Origin of the sequence: Nostoc sp. (assembly GCF_036917415.1) — a bacterium.
Lineage (GTDB): Bacteria > Cyanobacteriota > Cyanobacteriia > Cyanobacteriales > Nostocaceae > Nostoc.
The window spans coordinates 50,803-67,951 of record NZ_JBALDJ010000071.1 but is presented as its reverse complement, the minus strand read 5'-3'; the positions used below and the strand labels follow the sequence as shown (position 1 = coordinate 67,951).

At 42.5% G+C, this 17,149-nt stretch carries 12 protein-coding genes; 2 read left to right on the top strand and 10 right to left on the bottom strand.

Features of this window, described 5'->3' with window-relative positions; all coding sequences use genetic code 11:
• Positions 1 to 179: 179 nt before the first annotated feature.
• The 6 genes from V7K41_RS14110 to V7K41_RS14090 all read right to left on the bottom strand — a co-directional run bounded on the left by V7K41_RS14110 (position 180) and on the right by V7K41_RS14090 (position 6,346).
• Positions 180 to 908 (bottom strand): TVP38/TMEM64 family protein, encoded by a 729-nt coding sequence (locus V7K41_RS14110; protein ID WP_334849066.1) that lies wholly within the window; start codon positions 906 to 908, stop codon positions 180 to 182.
• Between the two features lie 226 nt (positions 909 to 1,134).
• Positions 1,135 to 3,720, bottom strand: a complete 2,586-nt coding sequence (locus V7K41_RS14105; protein WP_334849035.1) for a two-partner secretion domain-containing protein — start codon at positions 3,718 to 3,720, stop codon at positions 1,135 to 1,137.
• 292 nt (positions 3,721 to 4,012) lie between these two features.
• Entirely contained in the window at positions 4,013 to 4,366 is a 354-nt protein-coding gene (locus V7K41_RS14100; RefSeq protein ID WP_334849034.1) for a hypothetical protein, read from the bottom strand.
• Positions 4,367 to 4,850: 484 nt separating this feature from the next.
• Complete coding sequence (locus V7K41_RS32870; RefSeq protein ID WP_442943189.1) at positions 4,851 to 5,069, bottom strand: DUF928 domain-containing protein; 219 nt, start codon at positions 5,067 to 5,069, stop codon at positions 4,851 to 4,853.
• Between the two features lie 168 nt (positions 5,070 to 5,237).
• Complete coding sequence (locus V7K41_RS14095; protein WP_334849032.1) at positions 5,238 to 5,951, bottom strand: TIGR04283 family arsenosugar biosynthesis glycosyltransferase; 714 nt, start codon at positions 5,949 to 5,951, stop codon at positions 5,238 to 5,240.
• A complete protein-coding gene (locus V7K41_RS14090; protein ID WP_334849030.1) occupies positions 5,948 to 6,346 on the bottom strand; it encodes a CU044_2847 family protein in 399 nt (132 codons plus the stop codon). Before V7K41_RS14090 ends, V7K41_RS14095 begins: the two co-directional genes overlap by 4 nt.
• A gap of 135 nt (positions 6,347 to 6,481) precedes the next feature.
• Between V7K41_RS14090 and V7K41_RS14085 the strand changes: the two genes are divergently transcribed.
• Positions 6,482 to 9,472: an nSTAND1 domain-containing NTPase gene (locus V7K41_RS14085; protein ID WP_334849028.1), complete on the top strand. Its 2,991-nt coding sequence runs from the start codon at positions 6,482 to 6,484 to the stop codon at positions 9,470 to 9,472.
• Between the two features lie 249 nt (positions 9,473 to 9,721).
• Here V7K41_RS14085 and V7K41_RS14080 read toward each other — a convergent pair whose 3' ends face one another.
• Positions 9,722 to 9,991: a hypothetical protein gene (locus V7K41_RS14080; RefSeq protein WP_334849026.1), complete on the bottom strand. Its 270-nt coding sequence runs from the start codon at positions 9,989 to 9,991 to the stop codon at positions 9,722 to 9,724.
• 137 nt (positions 9,992 to 10,128) lie between these two features.
• Between V7K41_RS14080 and V7K41_RS14075 the strand changes: the two genes are divergently transcribed.
• Positions 10,129 to 10,470: a XisI protein gene (locus tag V7K41_RS14075; RefSeq protein WP_334849025.1), complete on the top strand. Its 342-nt coding sequence runs from the start codon at positions 10,129 to 10,131 to the stop codon at positions 10,468 to 10,470.
• Between the two features lie 73 nt (positions 10,471 to 10,543).
• Here V7K41_RS14075 and V7K41_RS14070 read toward each other — a convergent pair whose 3' ends face one another.
• The 3 genes from V7K41_RS14070 to V7K41_RS14060 form a co-directional block, all read right to left on the bottom strand.
• Positions 10,544 to 12,040: an aldehyde dehydrogenase family protein gene (locus V7K41_RS14070; protein WP_334849023.1), complete on the bottom strand. Its 1,497-nt coding sequence runs from the start codon at positions 12,038 to 12,040 to the stop codon at positions 10,544 to 10,546.
• Positions 12,041 to 12,150: 110 nt separating this feature from the next.
• Positions 12,151 to 12,873, bottom strand: coding sequence for a cyclase family protein (locus V7K41_RS14065; RefSeq protein ID WP_334849021.1), 723 nt, complete (start codon positions 12,871 to 12,873; stop codon positions 12,151 to 12,153).
• Between the two features lie 683 nt (positions 12,874 to 13,556).
• Positions 13,557 to 16,439 (bottom strand): PAS domain-containing protein, encoded by a 2,883-nt coding sequence (locus V7K41_RS14060; RefSeq protein ID WP_334849019.1) that lies wholly within the window; start codon positions 16,437 to 16,439, stop codon positions 13,557 to 13,559.
• Between the last annotated feature and the right edge of the window lie 710 nt (positions 16,440 to 17,149).

Genomic DNA, 17,149 nt, shown 5'->3' with positions numbered 1-17,149 from the left:
AAGTCTGATTGAAAACTTTTGTTCTGGGTTTAGAGCCGCAGTTTAAAAAGAAGATACTGGTATGATAGGCACGTCCTTGCTTTAATCCTACGTTTTTAAGCGTAAGTTCGTCCTGCCCCCTGCCCCCTGCCCCCTGCCCCCTGCCCCCTGCCCCCTGCCCCCTACCTTTCTTTCCACCTCTACAATTCCTCTTCTAAAGCTTTGCGTGCAATCCGGGTTACATAAACTGTCACAGCGACTGTCGCAAACAAACCCAAGATGCGAATTGCCCACTGTAAAGTCGGGTTGGTAGCTTGAGCCTCAATGCTAATCATGGCAAGATTACCTGCAAGGGAACCAATATAAACGTACATGATGGTTCCGGGAATCATGCCTAGAGAGCCGATGAAGTAATCTTGAAGTGAAACTCCCGTGATGCCAAAGGCATAGTTGAGCAAATTGAAAGGAAATATGGGGGATAATCGCGTTAACAGGACAATTTTTAATCCTTCTTTACCTACTGCTTGGTCAATGGCGGCAAATTTTTTGTTATCTGCGATTTTACCAGCAACCCAACCCCTTGCTAAATAACGTCCGACGAGAAAAGCAGCAGTAGCGCCAAGCATTGCACCGATAAACACGTAAACAGAACCCCAAACTGCGCCAAAAATTACACCAGTTCCCAAGGTGAGAATAGAACCTGGGAAAAAAGCGACGGTAGCAATAATGTAAAGGGCAATAAAAGCGATCGCTCCTACAGTACCGAGATTATCAATCCACTGCAAGGCTTCGCGTAAAATTGCTTGGGGATTGAAAGAATTTGGATTTGCAGATTCTTGCGCCAAAGCTGAGTCTATGTTTAATGAGAAAGCGCTCGTCAATATCAGTAATGTTAATAGAACTCGATGTCGGGTACACGCACACAAGATATTTAAAGGATTAGTCAAATGGGGAAAGAATTCTGTGGGTTGACATTTTGGTTTTAAATTTACTTAGCTTCGCCAATCAAAGTAAATGCTGCCCATTCTCTAGGATGGTAATACTTTTTCATTGTTGGGATTTTATTGCACAAAGCGATCGCCTGAATCAATAACTAGCAATTTGGGTTAGTATCTCAATAAGATAAGCAAGCAGAATGCAGCAATCTGAGTAATTTTAGCTACCATAACATTGAATTGGGTTCTGTATGGAAGTGTGAGGAGTAGGGGTAGATGAATTAGCACTCAGGACTATTTGTCCAAATGCGTTTAGCGTCGCACCTGTTGCTTCAACAATGCGTTTGGGAGTGGAAGTAGTTGATTCACTCTTAACAGGTGGTAAGGAACGGTTGTTGTTGCGGGGTTTAAGGGATACCCAATCTATTAGTGGTGCATCTGGAGTGAGAGTGTCTTTGGGATTGGGTGGTAAACCGCCGCGTCCAGCGATTACAAATCGGTTTTGGGCGTAACCAGGACTGTAACAACCTTGCGCTACCTTGGTTTCAACTGGTGTTGTTGGCAATTCGGTTAAACCACTGTTGGGGTCAATATTTGGGGTGTTGAGTTCTACAATGCCTTGTGTACCAAATTCTGAACTAGCAGTGATGTCACTCAAGGGAGTGGGACTTTCACGAAACTGAATACCATAAATGCCAAAGGCTTTGATATCCACTCTCCCACCTTTGCCTGTAAAAGCATTGGCAGTGATGTCACTGTTTTCATTTGGCACAGCAACGATGAAGCCATTAGGGGCATCGATGGTGATATTGCCACCGTTTCCACCAGCCCCTTCAATACCTGCGCTGGTGGATATCTGACTGCCACGGTGCATTATCAAAAAGTCCTGCGGTTGCAACTTAATATTACCACCCTCGCCTAATCTGGTTGTAGCTAAAATCTTTCCTTGGTTGTCTAAGTTGATAGAGCGAGCCTTTACCCAAATATTACCTGCATCAGCAGTTTGCTCACCTCGTACGCGAGCAAACAGACCACTGGCAGGATCATCATTATCAACTATAGTCGGATTGTTTTGCTGGTTTAACCGATCGGAGTAAGTCGGATCGCTCCCAGAAATTTTTACGCTATCAGTGGCTGTTATCGTGATGTCACCTGCACGTCCGGTGCTGAAAGTACTGGTGATGACTTGTCCGCCATTAGTAGCCTCAAGGGTGTTGGCGTTAACAGTGATATTACCGCCTGGAGAAGCACTTCTAGTTCGCGCACTCAAAACTCCTCCGTCTGATAGGCGCAATTCCCCAGTAGTCACATTAATATTGCCACCCTGACCAGCGCTTTCTCCCTCACTAGAAGTCACCAAGCCGCTAGAGTATCCCTCTGTTGGATCTGCATTAAACCCAGAAATGTTGACAGAGCTAAAAGCATTGACGGGATAGATATTAATATTGCCTGCATTCCCTTCTCCACTAGAGAAGGACGATATTACACCACCCTTGGTTAAGGTAAGTTCCCCAGCCGTGATATTGATCGTGCCAGCATCTCCTAACCCAGAAGTATTGCTTTTGACTAAGCTACCTTCAACAGAGACGGTTTTTTGAGCATCAATAATCATGTTCCCAGCACGTCCTGCTGTAGAGTTGCTGGTAGTTAGTTGAGAGTCGTTGGTTAAGTATAACGACCCAGTTTGAATATTGATGTTACCAGAATTTTTAACGTCAGTTTTTTTACCTAGACTTGTGGTGGATAGTATAGCGTGGTCGGTTAAGGAGAGCGACCCTGCCTTAATCAGGATACTGCCAGAATTACCTACAGCTGTAAAATCCACGTAATTGAAGATAGAGCTGTTGGAAATTTTCATTTCTCCTATAGCATTAAGCGTAATATTTACTGCGGGAGTGCCATCTGAGTTTAAATCTCTTACTATCCCAGCCTCAACAGTACTATCTTTCAAATCTAAATTTTGTGCGTTGATTGCAATACTACCTCCTCCTTTGTCACTTACCCTAACTTCAGATCCATTCGTAAGTAATACATCTGCTCGTTGTACTTGTACAGGGTAATTTAAACGTAGAGTATTAGCCTCAACATTTAGTCCTACTGTTCCCGATCCTGCAACTCCTCCCAACTCAATTCGACCATCCGGTGCTTTCAATTTTGCGTTATTATCTAAGGTGACATTGCCGCCCACTAACAACAAATTCTGACCGTTATCAACCGATAGAGATGCTCCGTTTACTTGAATAGAATTAATCGGCTGATTGGCAATTTGATTGAATAGAAAAGCAGAAGGATTTACCGTCAGCAAAGGGTTAGACGGATTGACAGGTGAAATCATAGAAAATTCTCCACCACCCGGAAACTGGATCGCATTGGCTGTTGTGACAATAAATGAGCCGCCAATATTTAATTGGGCATTTTTTCCAAATATGATGCCGTTGGGATTTATTAAAAAGAGATTAGCTTTACCTTGAGCGCTAATCAATCCTTGAATAACTGATTGATTTCCCCCTGTAACTCGTGAAAAAATATTGACTATCGTTGGGTCATTGAGAAAATTGGCACTTCCTCCATCAGGAACATCAAAACGATTGAAACTGTGGAATAAGTTTCTCCCACCAACGGTTGTACCCCCTCTAATTTGGTAGGTTCTGCCGTCAGTTGACTCCACTTTAGTTCCCAAAAAGGGATCGGGAGTGACCTGAGCAAATGTGCGATCGCCTCCTTCTATTCCAATCGCACCCACTAAAATCATCAAGCCCGACAATCCTAAGTGACAACCGTGACCAAACCAGCTTCTTAAACTCACAAAACTTGTCTCCTATATATAGCAGAGCTATTATTATTAGGACGGGAGCAACAGTAGACGATGTAGCGGCAATTCATGAATTGCTGCTACGTGACAACTAGGGTTTCGGCTCGAATGTCGCGAAGAAAAGATGAAACCCTTGCCAGGGCGGAGTGTGAGGGTATTGGGGTTGCATGGTGAAAGTAAGTATTCTTATTTGGTTCTCAATTCTTTCCCTTATACCCTTACACCCAAAAGTCAGCCACATTAGAGGTTTACGCTTTTTTTAGTGCAATTTCGGTTTCGGCTCTTGTTAGGATGAGGGCTTAACCTGATATTGCAGTATGTAGTCAGCTTCACCCTCTTGGAATTGCTGCGAGGTTTTTCCATTATTACTGACAGGGTAAGGGCCAATTTTCGTCCTACCTATGTCTATTTCTATGAAAGCTGTATCATTAAAATTCACGCTCCCAGAAAGTGGGACATCCTGTCCAGCATACATAGTATAACTCCAAGAATGTTCGTCCTTGCCTTGGACTTTCAGCAATACGTGGTCGGGATTATTTTCGCCAGCAAGAGTGCTGTTGCACATAAGAGATATTAAAACTAATGTATTATTAGGCGATGGAATTATAATAATTGGGTCATCATTATTTATCTCGTGCATACAAACCTCTAAGAAGTAGTAAATCTGTTTGCCAACTGCTTGCTAAGAAGATGTTTGAAAAGTAATAAATTATATTAACAATTTTCCCTCTATTCCTCTCTCCCTCTGGGGGAGATAGGCTTGGAAACCTCCATTCCCCGATCGAGCAGGCTTGATCGGGGGGTTAGGTTTGGGAGGTATTGCTGTTACTAACAATACTTTTCAAACATCCTCTTATGATTAATAGAGATTAACGTCAAAATAGCGCTATTAACATTTTCTCTATCAATATCACAGGACTTACGCAAAATCATGAAAAAACGAACTGCAAAGGACGCAAAGGACACAAAGAAATAAGAGTTTCAGAGAGTTTTTGCGTAAGTCCTATATCAATCAAAATTTTAATATGATGTTAACACACGCTTTCAGTGAAATCACGATTATCTTTATGAACCATAAGGCCCAATAATCGGTGCATCGGCAAGTTCTGACAAACCAACAGCTGTTAACAAATTAGCCCAATCCTCAGCAACCACGCCAAACCTGAATTAGTACGCTGCATTTGGACTAAATTAGTTACAGTATCCTGCCAAATATGATTGACAGTATAGGCAGTATATGATTTGAGTTTTGCAATCTTTAACTGACTTTCAAGCTCGCTCGTTAGCGGCATCCATTGCATCCATGCTTTAACATAAAAATGAAGAAGATGTGGTTTGGCGATCGCAAAGCGACTTCTTGGGAATCAGGCTTCCTCATTTTTATAAGTTTTACCTTCAAAGCCTGAAGCTTCGTGTTCAGAACTTGAAGTTTCAGCTTCAAAGGCTCAATACCGAAGCTCAACACTTCAAATCCAATGACCCTAAGATATACTACCTACATGAAAAAGAGCTTAAACCCTCTGAAATTTTTCTCGGCGATACCAGCGACGAATTCGCTCAGGTGAAACGCCGAGTAAATAAGCAATAATTACTATTTGATTAAATAGCGTAGTTTTGAATACTCCCTTTTGCAACCATCTACGGGCTGAGGTAACAACTGGTGTGGGAATAATTACAACCCGTCCGGTACGTTTTAAACAACGCATGAGTTCAAAGTCTTCCATGATAGGCAATTCTGGAAAACCGCCGATTTGCTGAAATACTTGCTTTGTTAAAAAAATTGCTTGATCGCCATAAGGCATTTGGCAAAAATGCGATCGCAAATTTACACCCAACTCTACCCATCTTAAACTCAAAAGCGAGGCATCAATCCGCAACTTAAAAGCACCAGCCACAGTCCCAGGTTGTTGTAATGCTGTGCGAATCATCTCATCAAACCCGATTGGCAAACGGGTATCTGCATGGAGAAATAACAGAATATCACCACTAGCCGCTACAGCACCCGCGTTCATTTGCACAGCACGACCGGGGAGAGATGAGATAACTTTGATATTATCTAATGACTGAGTAATTTCTACTGTGCCATCCTCTGAGCCACCATCTACTACAATCACTTCTATATTTGTGCTGAGTTGGGTAGTTGCGTAGGCTTCTTTAATATTTCCTGCTTCATTAATAACTGGAATAATAATCGAAATTTTAGCAGCACCAATATTCTGACTCATGATTGCTGAGTTTGCTTTTCCGGTTGGTCAGGAAACGAACACTCTACCGTTACCTTAAGATTGCTTTCAGCCGTGCCTTTAGTTACGTAAGGTATACCTGCTTCACCGCCAACTTTGATCCCAAATTCTAAAGTTACTTTATCAATATTAGCAACAGGGATTTTCTTAAAAGCATTGAGTGAATAAACAGTGTAAGCCCGAATTGTACCTTCAATTGCTTGGAAATTTTGCACTATCTGTTTTTGTGCAGCATCAGCATCCCATCCTTTATCAATTAGCGCTTCTTCTCCCTCTGGGGAAACTTCGGTAATAACTGGTGGAGCATCTATATTATCTGTAGCTTCAATGTAAATAATCGTGCCATCTTCTAACTGAATAGGTGTGAGTTGAGTCATAGGATAAATCTCGCCTGAAAGAATTGCGTTTAGGGTATCACAGATGTGCTAACCTAAAAAATTTTACGGAAAATGCGGTAAATTTCTTGTAGAAGCTGGAAATAATTCGGCACAACTATCATAGGGCTTTCTAAGATGAGTCGAGACGCTTTGGTGGTGGGAATTAATACGTATGACCGCTTAAAATGTCTCAACGCACCAGCTGCAGATGCTGAAGCGATCGCTCAAATCTTACAACAATATGGTGAATTTCAGGTAACGCGGCTCCCAGCAGTCAAAGACAAGGAAAAGCAGACGATTCGCATTGGGAAGCAAACTAAAGTTAGTTTAACTCAGTTAGAAAAAGCGATCGTCCAATTGTTTAAGCCAGATGGTAAGCCGCCAGACACAGCATTACTGTATTTTTCCGGTCATGGATTGCGGAAAAATTTAGGAATTCAGGAAGGCTTTTTAGCAACGAGTGAAGTCAACCCTGATGCGGGTAATTGGGGATTATCTCTACAATGGCTGCGACGACTGCTGCAAGAAAGTGAAGTAAGACAACAAATTGTGATTTTAGATTGCTGCTATAGCGGGGAAGTGCTAAATTTTGCAGAGGCAGATCCAGGCGATCGCGGTAAAGGTAGAGACAGGTGTTTTATTGCGGCTTCTCGTGATTTTGAAGTAGCTTTTGAAGAGATTAACAGCCAACACAGCGTTCTCACCGCCGCACTGCTCAAAGGTTTGGAACCAAAACAAGACCGTTGGGTAAGTAACTACACTTTAGTAGACTTGCTCAATCAAGAACATCACCCGTTTCCCCAGCGTCCCATTTTTGCTAACTCTGGTGAAGCAATTAATTTCACCCGCAAATGGAATTCCTCTTTTGTTAACTCCACAATACAGGTATCAGCTATTTGTCCTTACAAAGGGTTGTCTTATTTTGATTGCACAGAAGCAGATGCCAACTTATTTTATGGCAGAACAGTGTTAACCGACGAATTATTAGAAAAAGTGCGATCGGGTAATTTCCTTGCTGTGTTGGGAGCATCAGGAAGTGGTAAATCTAGTGTTGTGAGAGCAGGTTTACTTTATCAATTAAAGTTAGGACGCAGGTTATCAGGTAGCGATAATTGGCAATTGAAAATATTTCGACCAGGGATTAACCCCTTACAAAATTTGGCACTGGCATTTGTAGAATCAGAATTATCAAATATTGAACGCGCATCACAGTTAGCAAAAGCAGAAGAATTAATAGCTAGAGGTGCAGTTGGTTTAGGACAATTGATTACTGCTAGCCAAACTCAGCGTGTAGTGCTAGTGGTAGACCAGTTTGAAGAAGCTTTTACTCAATGTCAAGACATTACAAAACGACAGCAGTTTTTTGAATGTGTGCTAGGTGCTTTGCAACGGGACGACAAGAAACTCTGCCTAATAATCACAATGCGGGCTGATTTTTTTGGTAAATGTCTGGAACAAGAGTATGGCGGACTAGCTAAGAGAATTCAAGAGCATTTAGTAACAGTAACACCGATGAATCGGGAGGAATTAGAAACAGCAATTATCAAACCTGCTGAACAGGTGAACTTAGCAGTAGAACCGGAATTAGTTTCTCAAATGATTGCAGATGTAGAAGATTCACCGGGAAGTTTACCGTTGTTGCAGTACACGCTGACAGAACTATGCCAGCAAAGAGCTGAAGAACAGTTAACCCTGACTATGTATAGCAAACTAGGTGGAGTCAGGGGAACCCTGCAAACACGCGCTACAGAAGTTTATGAGTCATTATCACCAGAGCAACAGCAAGCAACAAAGCGGATTTTTTTAGAATTGACGCAGTTGGGAGAAGGAACAGAAGACACACGTAGACAAGTTTTGCAACGAGATTTAGTTACTTCACAGCATCCAGAAGCTGTAATTAATAGAATAATTCAACGGTTAGCTGATGATAAGCTAGTTGTCACCAGTACCTTATCTAATCAAATTGCTGTGGTAGATGTGGCACATGAAGCACTGATTCGCCACTGGTTGCTATTACGCAAGTGGATTGAGGAAAGTCGGGACATACTGCGACAAAAGCGGAAAATAGAAGCGGCAGCTATTGAATGGCGAGATAGGCGAAGGGTTAAGGATTATCTCTTTCAGGGGAAGCGGTTAAGAGAGGTAGTAGATTTCCAGAAGCAACAAACTGAGAACTTAAGATTATTTGACTTAGCTATTGAGTTTATTCGAGCAAGTGTCAGACAAAAACGGAATAATAGCTTTCAGTCAATTGCTTTTTTCTTAATTATCCCGCTGGGTTTATCAGTATATGTGGGCATAGTTATTGAGAAATCGATTAGGATAAACCAACTTTGGCAAACTGTTGATGCTGCTAGAGGAAAGGAGTATAGTCAGGCAAGAATTCAAGCACTTGAAAAACTAGCCCAAGCTGGTGAGAGTCTAGTTAAGAAAGATTTCAGCCGTGCCAACCTCAGCGATGTCAACCTCAGCAGTGCCAACCTCAGCAGTGCCAACCTCAACAGTGCCGACCTCAGGCGTGCCTACCTCATCGGTGCCGACTTCAGCAGTGCCGACCTCAGCAGTGCCAACCTCAGGGGTGCCAACCTCAGGGGTGCCAACCTCAGGGGTGCCAACCTCAGCAGTGCCGACCTCAGGGGTGCCAACCTCAGCAGTGCCGACCTCAGGGATGCCGACCTCAGGGGTGCCGACCTCAGGGATGCCGACCTCAGGGGTGCCAACCTCATGTTTGCCAACCTCAGGGGTGCCAACCTCAGCAGTGCCGACCTCAGCGATGCCGACCTCAGCCGTGCCAACCTCAGGGGTGCCAACCTCAGCAGTGCCGACCTCAGCAATGCCGACCTCAGGGGTGCCAACCTCAGCAGTGCCGACCTCAGCAGTGCCAACCTCTGGGTTGCCAACCTCAGCAGTGCCGACCTCAGCAGTGCCAACCTCAGCGCTGCCGACCTCACATTTGCCAACCTCAGCAGTGCCAACCTCTGGGTTGCCAACCTCAGCGGTGCCGACCTCAGGGACGCCATAAACCTTACTCCTGAGCAAGTTAAATCTGCTTATAGTTGGGAGAAGGCAAAATATAATGAGCATTTTCGTGCCAAGCTTGGTTTACTACCAGAACCAGCTAAGTGAATACTTTGGGGTTGCGTTTTTACTTCTAAGTAATCCTGCAATGCAACTTTTTGCAAATTTTTTCTACATTATTATTCGACTAAAAGTAGTTGTTTTGCAGTCTTCTTTTTATGCGTCTATGGGCAAAACAAAAAGATTTATTTGTCAGAGCGAACAAAGCGATCAGAGATTGCTTTACTGGCAATGAGTTTTTATAATTAAGCGATCGCTCTTTTCAAAGATTGCTTTGCTGGTAATGAGTTTTTATAATTAAGCGATCGCAACGAACCCTGAAGCCACTACCGCCAACCCTGAAGCCACTTCCGTCAACCCTGAAGCCACTTCCGTCAACCCTGAAGCCACTTCCGTCAACCCTGAAGTCACTCCCGTCAACCCTGAAGTCACTCCCGTCAACCCTGAAGTCACTCCCGTCAACCCTGAAGCAACTTCCGCCAACCCTGAAGCCACTTCCGCCAACCCTGAAGCCACTCCCGTCAACTCTGAAGCCGCTTTTGCCAACTCTGAAGCCGCTTTTGCCAACTCTGCATCTAATCTGAAAAAATGGTATCAAAGAGCGATACCTGCGGCGGGCTACGCTAACGCTTGGCTCTGAAATTCTTGGAAAAGTATCAAGTCTCACTATTAGTTGTTAACATGAATCACTAGGAGATTGTGAAATGGATAAGTTAAATCAATATCAAAATACAATCAAGCAAATATTAACAGAGTATCAAAGAATTTCATCACAAGTTACTGTTGTTGATGTCGATGAAGTGTTAATGTTTGATGATGAGAGAAGTCAATATTTGTGGTTCAATATTGGTTGGAAACAAGGGAAAAGAGTTAAAGGAATTTCTGTCTATATTCGCATCAAAAATGAAAAAATTTACATTGAAGAAGATTTGACTGAAGAAGGAATTGCAACTGAGTTAATGCGTTTAGATGTTCCTGCAAGTGATATTGTCTTGGCTTTTCAGCCTCCAGAAGTGAGGAAATACACTGAGTTTGCAACGGTTTAAAGCAGCAGAGTGGATTCAAATTTAAGGAGGGTTAGGGATAATCAAGCCTTAACCCAAGCGTATTTACATAAAACTAACTGCGGTTATCTATCTGAGCGCGTTGCAAACTTCCAGAGAAGTCAACATAGACACTTTTCCATTCTGTGAAAACATCCAAAGCAGTAGTTCCAGCTTCGCGGTGTCCGTTACCAGTTTGTTTCACACCACCAAAGGGCAAGTGTACCTCTGCCCCAATAGTGGGGCCGTTAATATAGGTGATACCTGCTTCGATGTCGCGCATGGCAGTAAAAGCCCGATTGATATCGCGGGTGTAAACTGAAGAAGAAAGACCATAATTGCTATCGTTGAGAATTGCGATCGCATCCTCAAAGGAGCTAACCTCAATTAATGCCACTACTGGCCCAAATATCTCTTCACGGGCAACGCGCATATCAGGAGTTACATCAGCCAAAATAGTTGGTTCAAAGAAGTAACCGTTTTTCAATGAGCCTTCACTGGCAATTTCCCCACCAATTAAAACCTTTGCTCCTTCTTCAAGAGCGATATCCAAATACTTCCTCACCTGTTGGAGTTGTTTTTCATTGACTATTGGGCCAATATCTGTATTTGGGTCAGTGCCAGCACCCAAGCGCAACTTAGTGGTACGCTCATAAAGCATAGCGGTAAATTTTTCTTTGATATCACGATGCAAAATCAGCCGACTAGTAGCCGTACACCGTTGCCCAGTTGTCCCAAATGCTCCCCACACTGCACCATCGAGAGCAAGTTCTAAATCGGCATCTTCCATCACCACTTGAGCATTTTTACCACCCATTTCCAAACAGACACGTTTGTGAGTGCGTCCGCAGGTAGCGCCGACAAAAGCACCTGTTTCTGAAGAACCGGTAAACGATACTAAATCTACATTGGGATGCTCAACTAAAGCTTTCCCCGCCTCTTCTCCCACACCATGCACCAAGTTAATTACTCCTGGTGGTAAACCTGCTTGTTGAAAAATTTCAATCAATTTAGTTGCACAAGCGGAAGTATCTTCAGCAGGTTTGAGAATGACTGTATTGCCACACACCAAGGCTGGCATAGATTTCCAGCAAGGAATTGCCACCGGGAAATTCCAGGGAGTAATTAAGGCACAGACTCCTATAGGCATCCGCACAGTCATGGCGAATTTATTGGACATTTCCGAGGGTGTAGTTTGCCCAAATAGTCGCCTTCCTTCGCCAGCACTGTAAAAGGCACAGTCAATACCTTCTTGAACATCTCCCCTGGCTTCTGTCAAGGGTTTACCCATTTCTCGACTAATTAATTGGGCAAGTTCTTCTTTATGTTCGAGTAATATTTCCCCAACGCGAAAGATGTATTCTGCCCTCGCTGGGGCTGGGACTGTGCGCCAACTGTGGTAGGCTTGACGGGCGGCGGCTACTGCTGTATCTACATCCTGAACTTGGGAACGGGGAAATGTGGCAACGACTTCGGTTTTGTTCGCAGGATTGCGACTTTCTAAAGTTGCTTCCTCTATAGCATTCAACCATTGACCGTCTATATAATTACGGCAAGATAGCGGAGTTGTCATTTTGAAAATCTCCGATGATCCACTGAAAACTTGTGTATTAAGTTTGCTTGCTTTCTAGGTTATCCTCAAGTTTAGGAAATTGGCACGATAAGCAAATATCGATATAAAAATTAAGGCACTAACGCCAATACTCCCACAGGAGAACCAGAACCACCACGTAATCTAAGAACTGCGATCGCTAGAGTAGTACCTTTAGGTGGCAGCTGATCCAAATTTGTCAGATTCTCCAACACAATGCGCGGTTGTTCTAAAACTAAGCGGTTAATCGCAAAACTGTTATCCTGTCCGGGGTCTACACCATGAGTATCAATTCCTACCCCAACTATTTGCCGTTCATTGAGTAAAAATTGAGTCGCATCAGTACCAAACCCTGGAAAATGGGCAATTCCTTGAGCATCATGATTGAGGAATGCACTTTTATCTAACCACTTTTTTTGCCAACCAGTATTTAGTATAACTACGCAGCCACCAGAAATTTCACCGTATTCTGCTTCCCAAGCCAAAACATCAGCAATAGTCAGGGCATAATCAGGATTAACTGCTGTAGCTTGGCAAACATTTATAACCACCGCAGGTACAACCAAAGACTGGGCTGGGTATTGGTCAATTCCCACAGCATAACTATGAAAACTATTAGGGGCGTTGATATGGGTAGCGCTATGTTCCCCCAAAGAGAAACGCCGCAGGTAATAGCCATCATTATTTAGTTCAGCCACAGTTTCAAATTCTACTGTAGGATCTCCAGACCATTGGGGAATATCTATGTCAATTACATGACTTAGGTGGATAACGCGTGTATAGGTGATACTATTTTGACTTTGGGGTTGTATCATCCCAGCCTTCTATTTTATTTGTACTCAGGGATTTTTTTGTCAGGTGCGTAGGTGCAGTTCTTTGTGTATATTATTTGGTTTGGGCTACGCCTACGCAAAGATAGTACTACCATTACAACTTTTTTCAAACCTAATTCCCTATAAGAGATAATCCCCCAATTCCTGTAAATTTTAGGTTATTGAGGGGGTTCAAATGTTGCAGCAAAAAGTGAGTTGATCTTAGTTAACAACTATTAGGTTAACTTTTGATTAATTTTAGATTAAAATTACATATATCCAAAAATTAAATATGCGTTATCCAGAACCCTTCTAGAGAGTTAGCAGTGCTACGTTTCTACATTTTTTCCACTCATATCTCTATTCTGCGATCTAAACTCCGGCTAATCACTTATGATTACAGCAGTTTTCGTTTGGATGAAGTACAAAGTCACTAGTTTTGAGGCAGGAGGCAGGAGGCAGAAGGCAGGAGGCAGAAGGCAGGAGGCAGAAGAATAATTTAATTTTTGAGTCCTCGGTTTTGTACCTCACGCTTGTTGCAAACTGCTGTACCGAATCTGTGCAAAAATCGGAAAAGTTCTTTCCCACTGCCCCCTGTTCCTTGGTCACTGAGCGTAGCCGAAGTGCTGCCTCCTGCAAGAACTGCGGTCTAAATGATAAGTCTTTAGCCAGACACGATATGATATCTACATTGAGGGTTGTTGCTTTAGTGGAATCATCACAACAAACTCGGCACCTTCTCCTGGTGCTGAAATACACTGGATCTTTCCACCGTGTTTTTGGACTACAATTTGGTAGCTAATTGATAATCCCATACCCGTGCCCTTACCCACAGGTTTTGTCGTGAAGAAGGGGTCAAATAGGCGTTTGCGTACTTCTTCAGTCATGCCGAGGCCATTGTCAGCAATTCTAATGATTACATGGTCTTCTTGAATAAGGCTACGAATGCGAATTTGTGGAAAAGTCATTTGTCCTTGTTCGCGCAGTGTCTCCTTTGGGAGAAGTTCCGATCGCCTGAAGCCTTCGCTCAGACTTCTCTGTTGGTCATTTGTCCTTTGTTCAGTTTTGTTTACTAATGACAAATGACTATTGACAAATGACTCTTCTAAAACATCGATCGCATTTGTCAACAGATTCATAAACACCTGATTCATCTGTCCGGCGTGACAGACTACTGGTGGTAGATTGCCGTAGTCTCGAATTACTTGGATTTCGGGATGTCCTGGTTTGGCTTTTAGGCGATTTTGCAATAGCAGCAAAGTGCTATCCATACCTTCATGAATATCCACTGCCTTTGTACCGTCTTCATCAAGGCGAGAAAAATTGCGTAAAGATAGGACAATCTGCCGAATGCGTTCGGCTCCCATGTTCATAGAATCGAGAATTTTGGGCAAATCGTGCCTGATAAAGTCTAAATCAATGGTGTAGATTTGTCGATCGATCTCTGGTGTTGGTGGGTAGTAGTTCTGTTGATAAAGTTCTACCAAGTGCAGCAAGTCCTTGATATATTGACGGGCGTGATTAATATTGCCGTAGATAAAATTGACAGGATTATTGATTTCGTGGGCAATACCTGCAACCAACTGTCCTAAACTGGACATTTTTTCAGTTTGAATCAGTTGCGCTTGGGTTTGTTGAAGTTCTAGCAACGCCGCTTCTAGTTGCTGGGCTTTGTCTTGAGCAGTTTGGGCGGTGATACGACTTTGGGTGTAAAGTTTGGCTTGGTCAATGGCGATCGCTAATTGAACTGTAACTGCTTGTAATAATTCTACTTCGTTGTCCAGCCAAGGCCGCAAGCCACTACAATAACCACAGCTAAATGCACCAATTTCGCCAGATTGGGTGTGTACAGGCAGCGACATAAAGGCAGTGAAACCAAAATCCTGCAAAAATTGTCGTGCTATGGAATCGTCCACAGTCTCAGCATCATCAATGCGGATGATTTCTCCGTTCAAGGTTTTGGCTGCGATTAGTTCGATTTCTCCATTAGTTGCTTCTGGGTGGTTAAGCAGGCAGGGTAAAAAGAAATTTTTCGCCTCATATACTTTTTCCCAGTAGGGTACACCAGCATCTTGCCGATACCAAAAGAAGACGCAGCGATCGATCTGGAATAAGTTGTGAATCTCCTGCACTGCGGTTTCCAGAATGTGATTGAGATCCAAAGAAGCTCGAATCTGATTAGAAAGACGATTGAGTAGTGCTTCTCGTTGGGCGCTTTCTCTGAGTGCAATTTCTGCTTCTTTACGATCGGTAGTGTCATAGCAAATACCAACGAAGTACAAAACATTGCCATTAGCGTCTTTAATCGCAGATGAATTGCTTGTATGCCATCGCCAACTACCATTTTTGTGTTTGACTCGATATTCAATTGCCTCTTGTTTCTTGCCTGTTGTCAAAATTCTTTGGAAATAATCGGCACAGATATGCACATCGTCAGGATGTATAAAGGGAATAAAAGATTTGCCTTCAACCTCTGCAACCTCATGCCCAAAAATCTCAGTCCAGTTAGGAGAAATGTAGGAAAATATCCCTTCAAGTGTCAACACAAAAATAACGTTGTTGGCGTTTTCCACAATGCTGCGGAACTTGGCATCGCTTTCTATTAAGGCTGCTTGGATATTGTCGCTGGTGTCGCGGATCAGAACTATGATTTGCTGCTCTGGTAATGGTAATAACCTAGCTTCAAAATTATTATTTTCTGTTGGTAGCGGTAAGGTATATTCAAAACTGACTACAGATTGAGTTTCAAGTACTTGATTTATTGCTTGATGGAAGCGATCGCCTACAGCAGTAGGTAAGCATTCTCGTAAACTCTTGCCCTGACACTCCCCTAGTGGAATATCCAGACTCGGCATCTTTCCTGGGTTGTAATCCAGAATACTTCCATCAGCAGCAAGACGAAAGTACACATCAGGAAGCACTTGCAAAATTGCTGCAAATTCTGATGTTTTTTGGTGTAACTGTGCTTCAACTAGTTGGCGTTTGGTAATTTCAGCTTGCAGTTGCTCTAATGCGTTAGCTAACTCTGTTGTTCGTTCTATATCTATAATTTTACGTAGGCGACGAGAGGAATTTGTCGATGGCGAACAGCTTTCTGTTAGGGAAGGTTGACTTATCCCTATCGGCACTTCTGTTAGATCGATACAATAACCGATGTAACCGACAAAGCTACCATCTGCTGCAAATCGTGGCGCGGCTGTATCTAAAATCCAGCGATATTCACCATCAGCTCCACGCAGGCGATATTGTCTCTGGAAGGAATCATGCGTCGCAAATGCTCTCAAGTATATATCTTCGCCTAGCTGTCTATCTTCTGGATGGACGCTACCAGTCCAAATATTGCCTATTTCCTCTTCTGGCGCAAATGCAGACGCAGCTGTTGTTAGACGTGTTCCAGTAAATTTTAGCCAATTAGAATTGAAATAACAGTAAAGTGCATTGCATCCAGACATCCAAATCATCAGAGGAGCAATATCCGCCTGCTGGCAAAATACTTTTTCATCCTGTTGTATTTCTTCCTCTTCAACGATGATTTGGTTAACGTAGCTCTGCACCTTTTTAGAAAACACTTTTGCCTGCCTGCTCTGCCTAAATTATCAAGGTAACTTGCTGAAAATATAATTCTTAATACATGGATATAATCTTTTTTATGCCAACCCGCTAACGATCTTAATACTTTATTCATTTTTATATATGCAGTAATTCCTCTTTTAGTGTAAATAAATTGAAAAAATGCTGAAGTTATCATTAAGATTAACTCCAGCATTTTTTGCGAAATTTAAACTATCTAGATATTAGTCATCTTGTTTGACTTTGTTTCTTTTTAGAATCACTGAGAAATTCATTTTAGCTATGTAATTACATTTCTCAAAACCTAATTTAGCTTTACGGAAACTCTATGATTATCTGCAAGGCGTTTACATCTTTATCATAAATTCACAATAATCAAGATTTTCATCCCAAATAAATATTGATTTTTTATCAAGAAGAATTCAGCATGAATTAGAATCTGGCTGATGGCTCTAATTTGCTTAAAATCAGGGGTATAAAAGAGTTTGATCGCCACATCTGTATTAAGCAGTTTCCAACCAATTAGTGGTATAAAAGCCAACTTTATTTATTTTTAATCCTGGATGATGATGGATGTATTCTTTTTTATTGTTCCCAACAAAACCCAATTTTTTAAATCGTCTTAACTAGTCAAAATGCCTTATATAGCAATAATCCTATCTGAGTTATAAGAAATCTGGATGATGACGAACTGTCTTCTTTACAAGAT

Coding starts and splice junctions, on each gene's coding strand:
- V7K41_RS14070 (WP_334849023.1), bottom strand. CDS start 12,040: ATGACAACTCCGCTATCTTGCCGTAATTATATAGACGGTCAATGGTTG.
- V7K41_RS14100 (WP_334849034.1), bottom strand. CDS start 4,366: ATGCACGAGATAAATAATGATGACCCAATTATTATAATTCCATCGCCT.
- V7K41_RS14065 (WP_334849021.1), bottom strand. CDS start 12,873: ATGATACAACCCCAAAGTCAAAATAGTATCACCTATACACGCGTTATC.
- V7K41_RS14095 (WP_334849032.1), bottom strand. CDS start 5,951: ATGAGTCAGAATATTGGTGCTGCTAAAATTTCGATTATTATTCCAGTT.
- V7K41_RS14090 (WP_334849030.1), bottom strand. CDS start 6,346: ATGACTCAACTCACACCTATTCAGTTAGAAGATGGCACGATTATTTAC.
- V7K41_RS14085 (WP_334849028.1), top strand. CDS start 6,482: ATGAGTCGAGACGCTTTGGTGGTGGGAATTAATACGTATGACCGCTTA.
- V7K41_RS14075 (WP_334849025.1), top strand. CDS start 10,129: ATGGATAAGTTAAATCAATATCAAAATACAATCAAGCAAATATTAACA.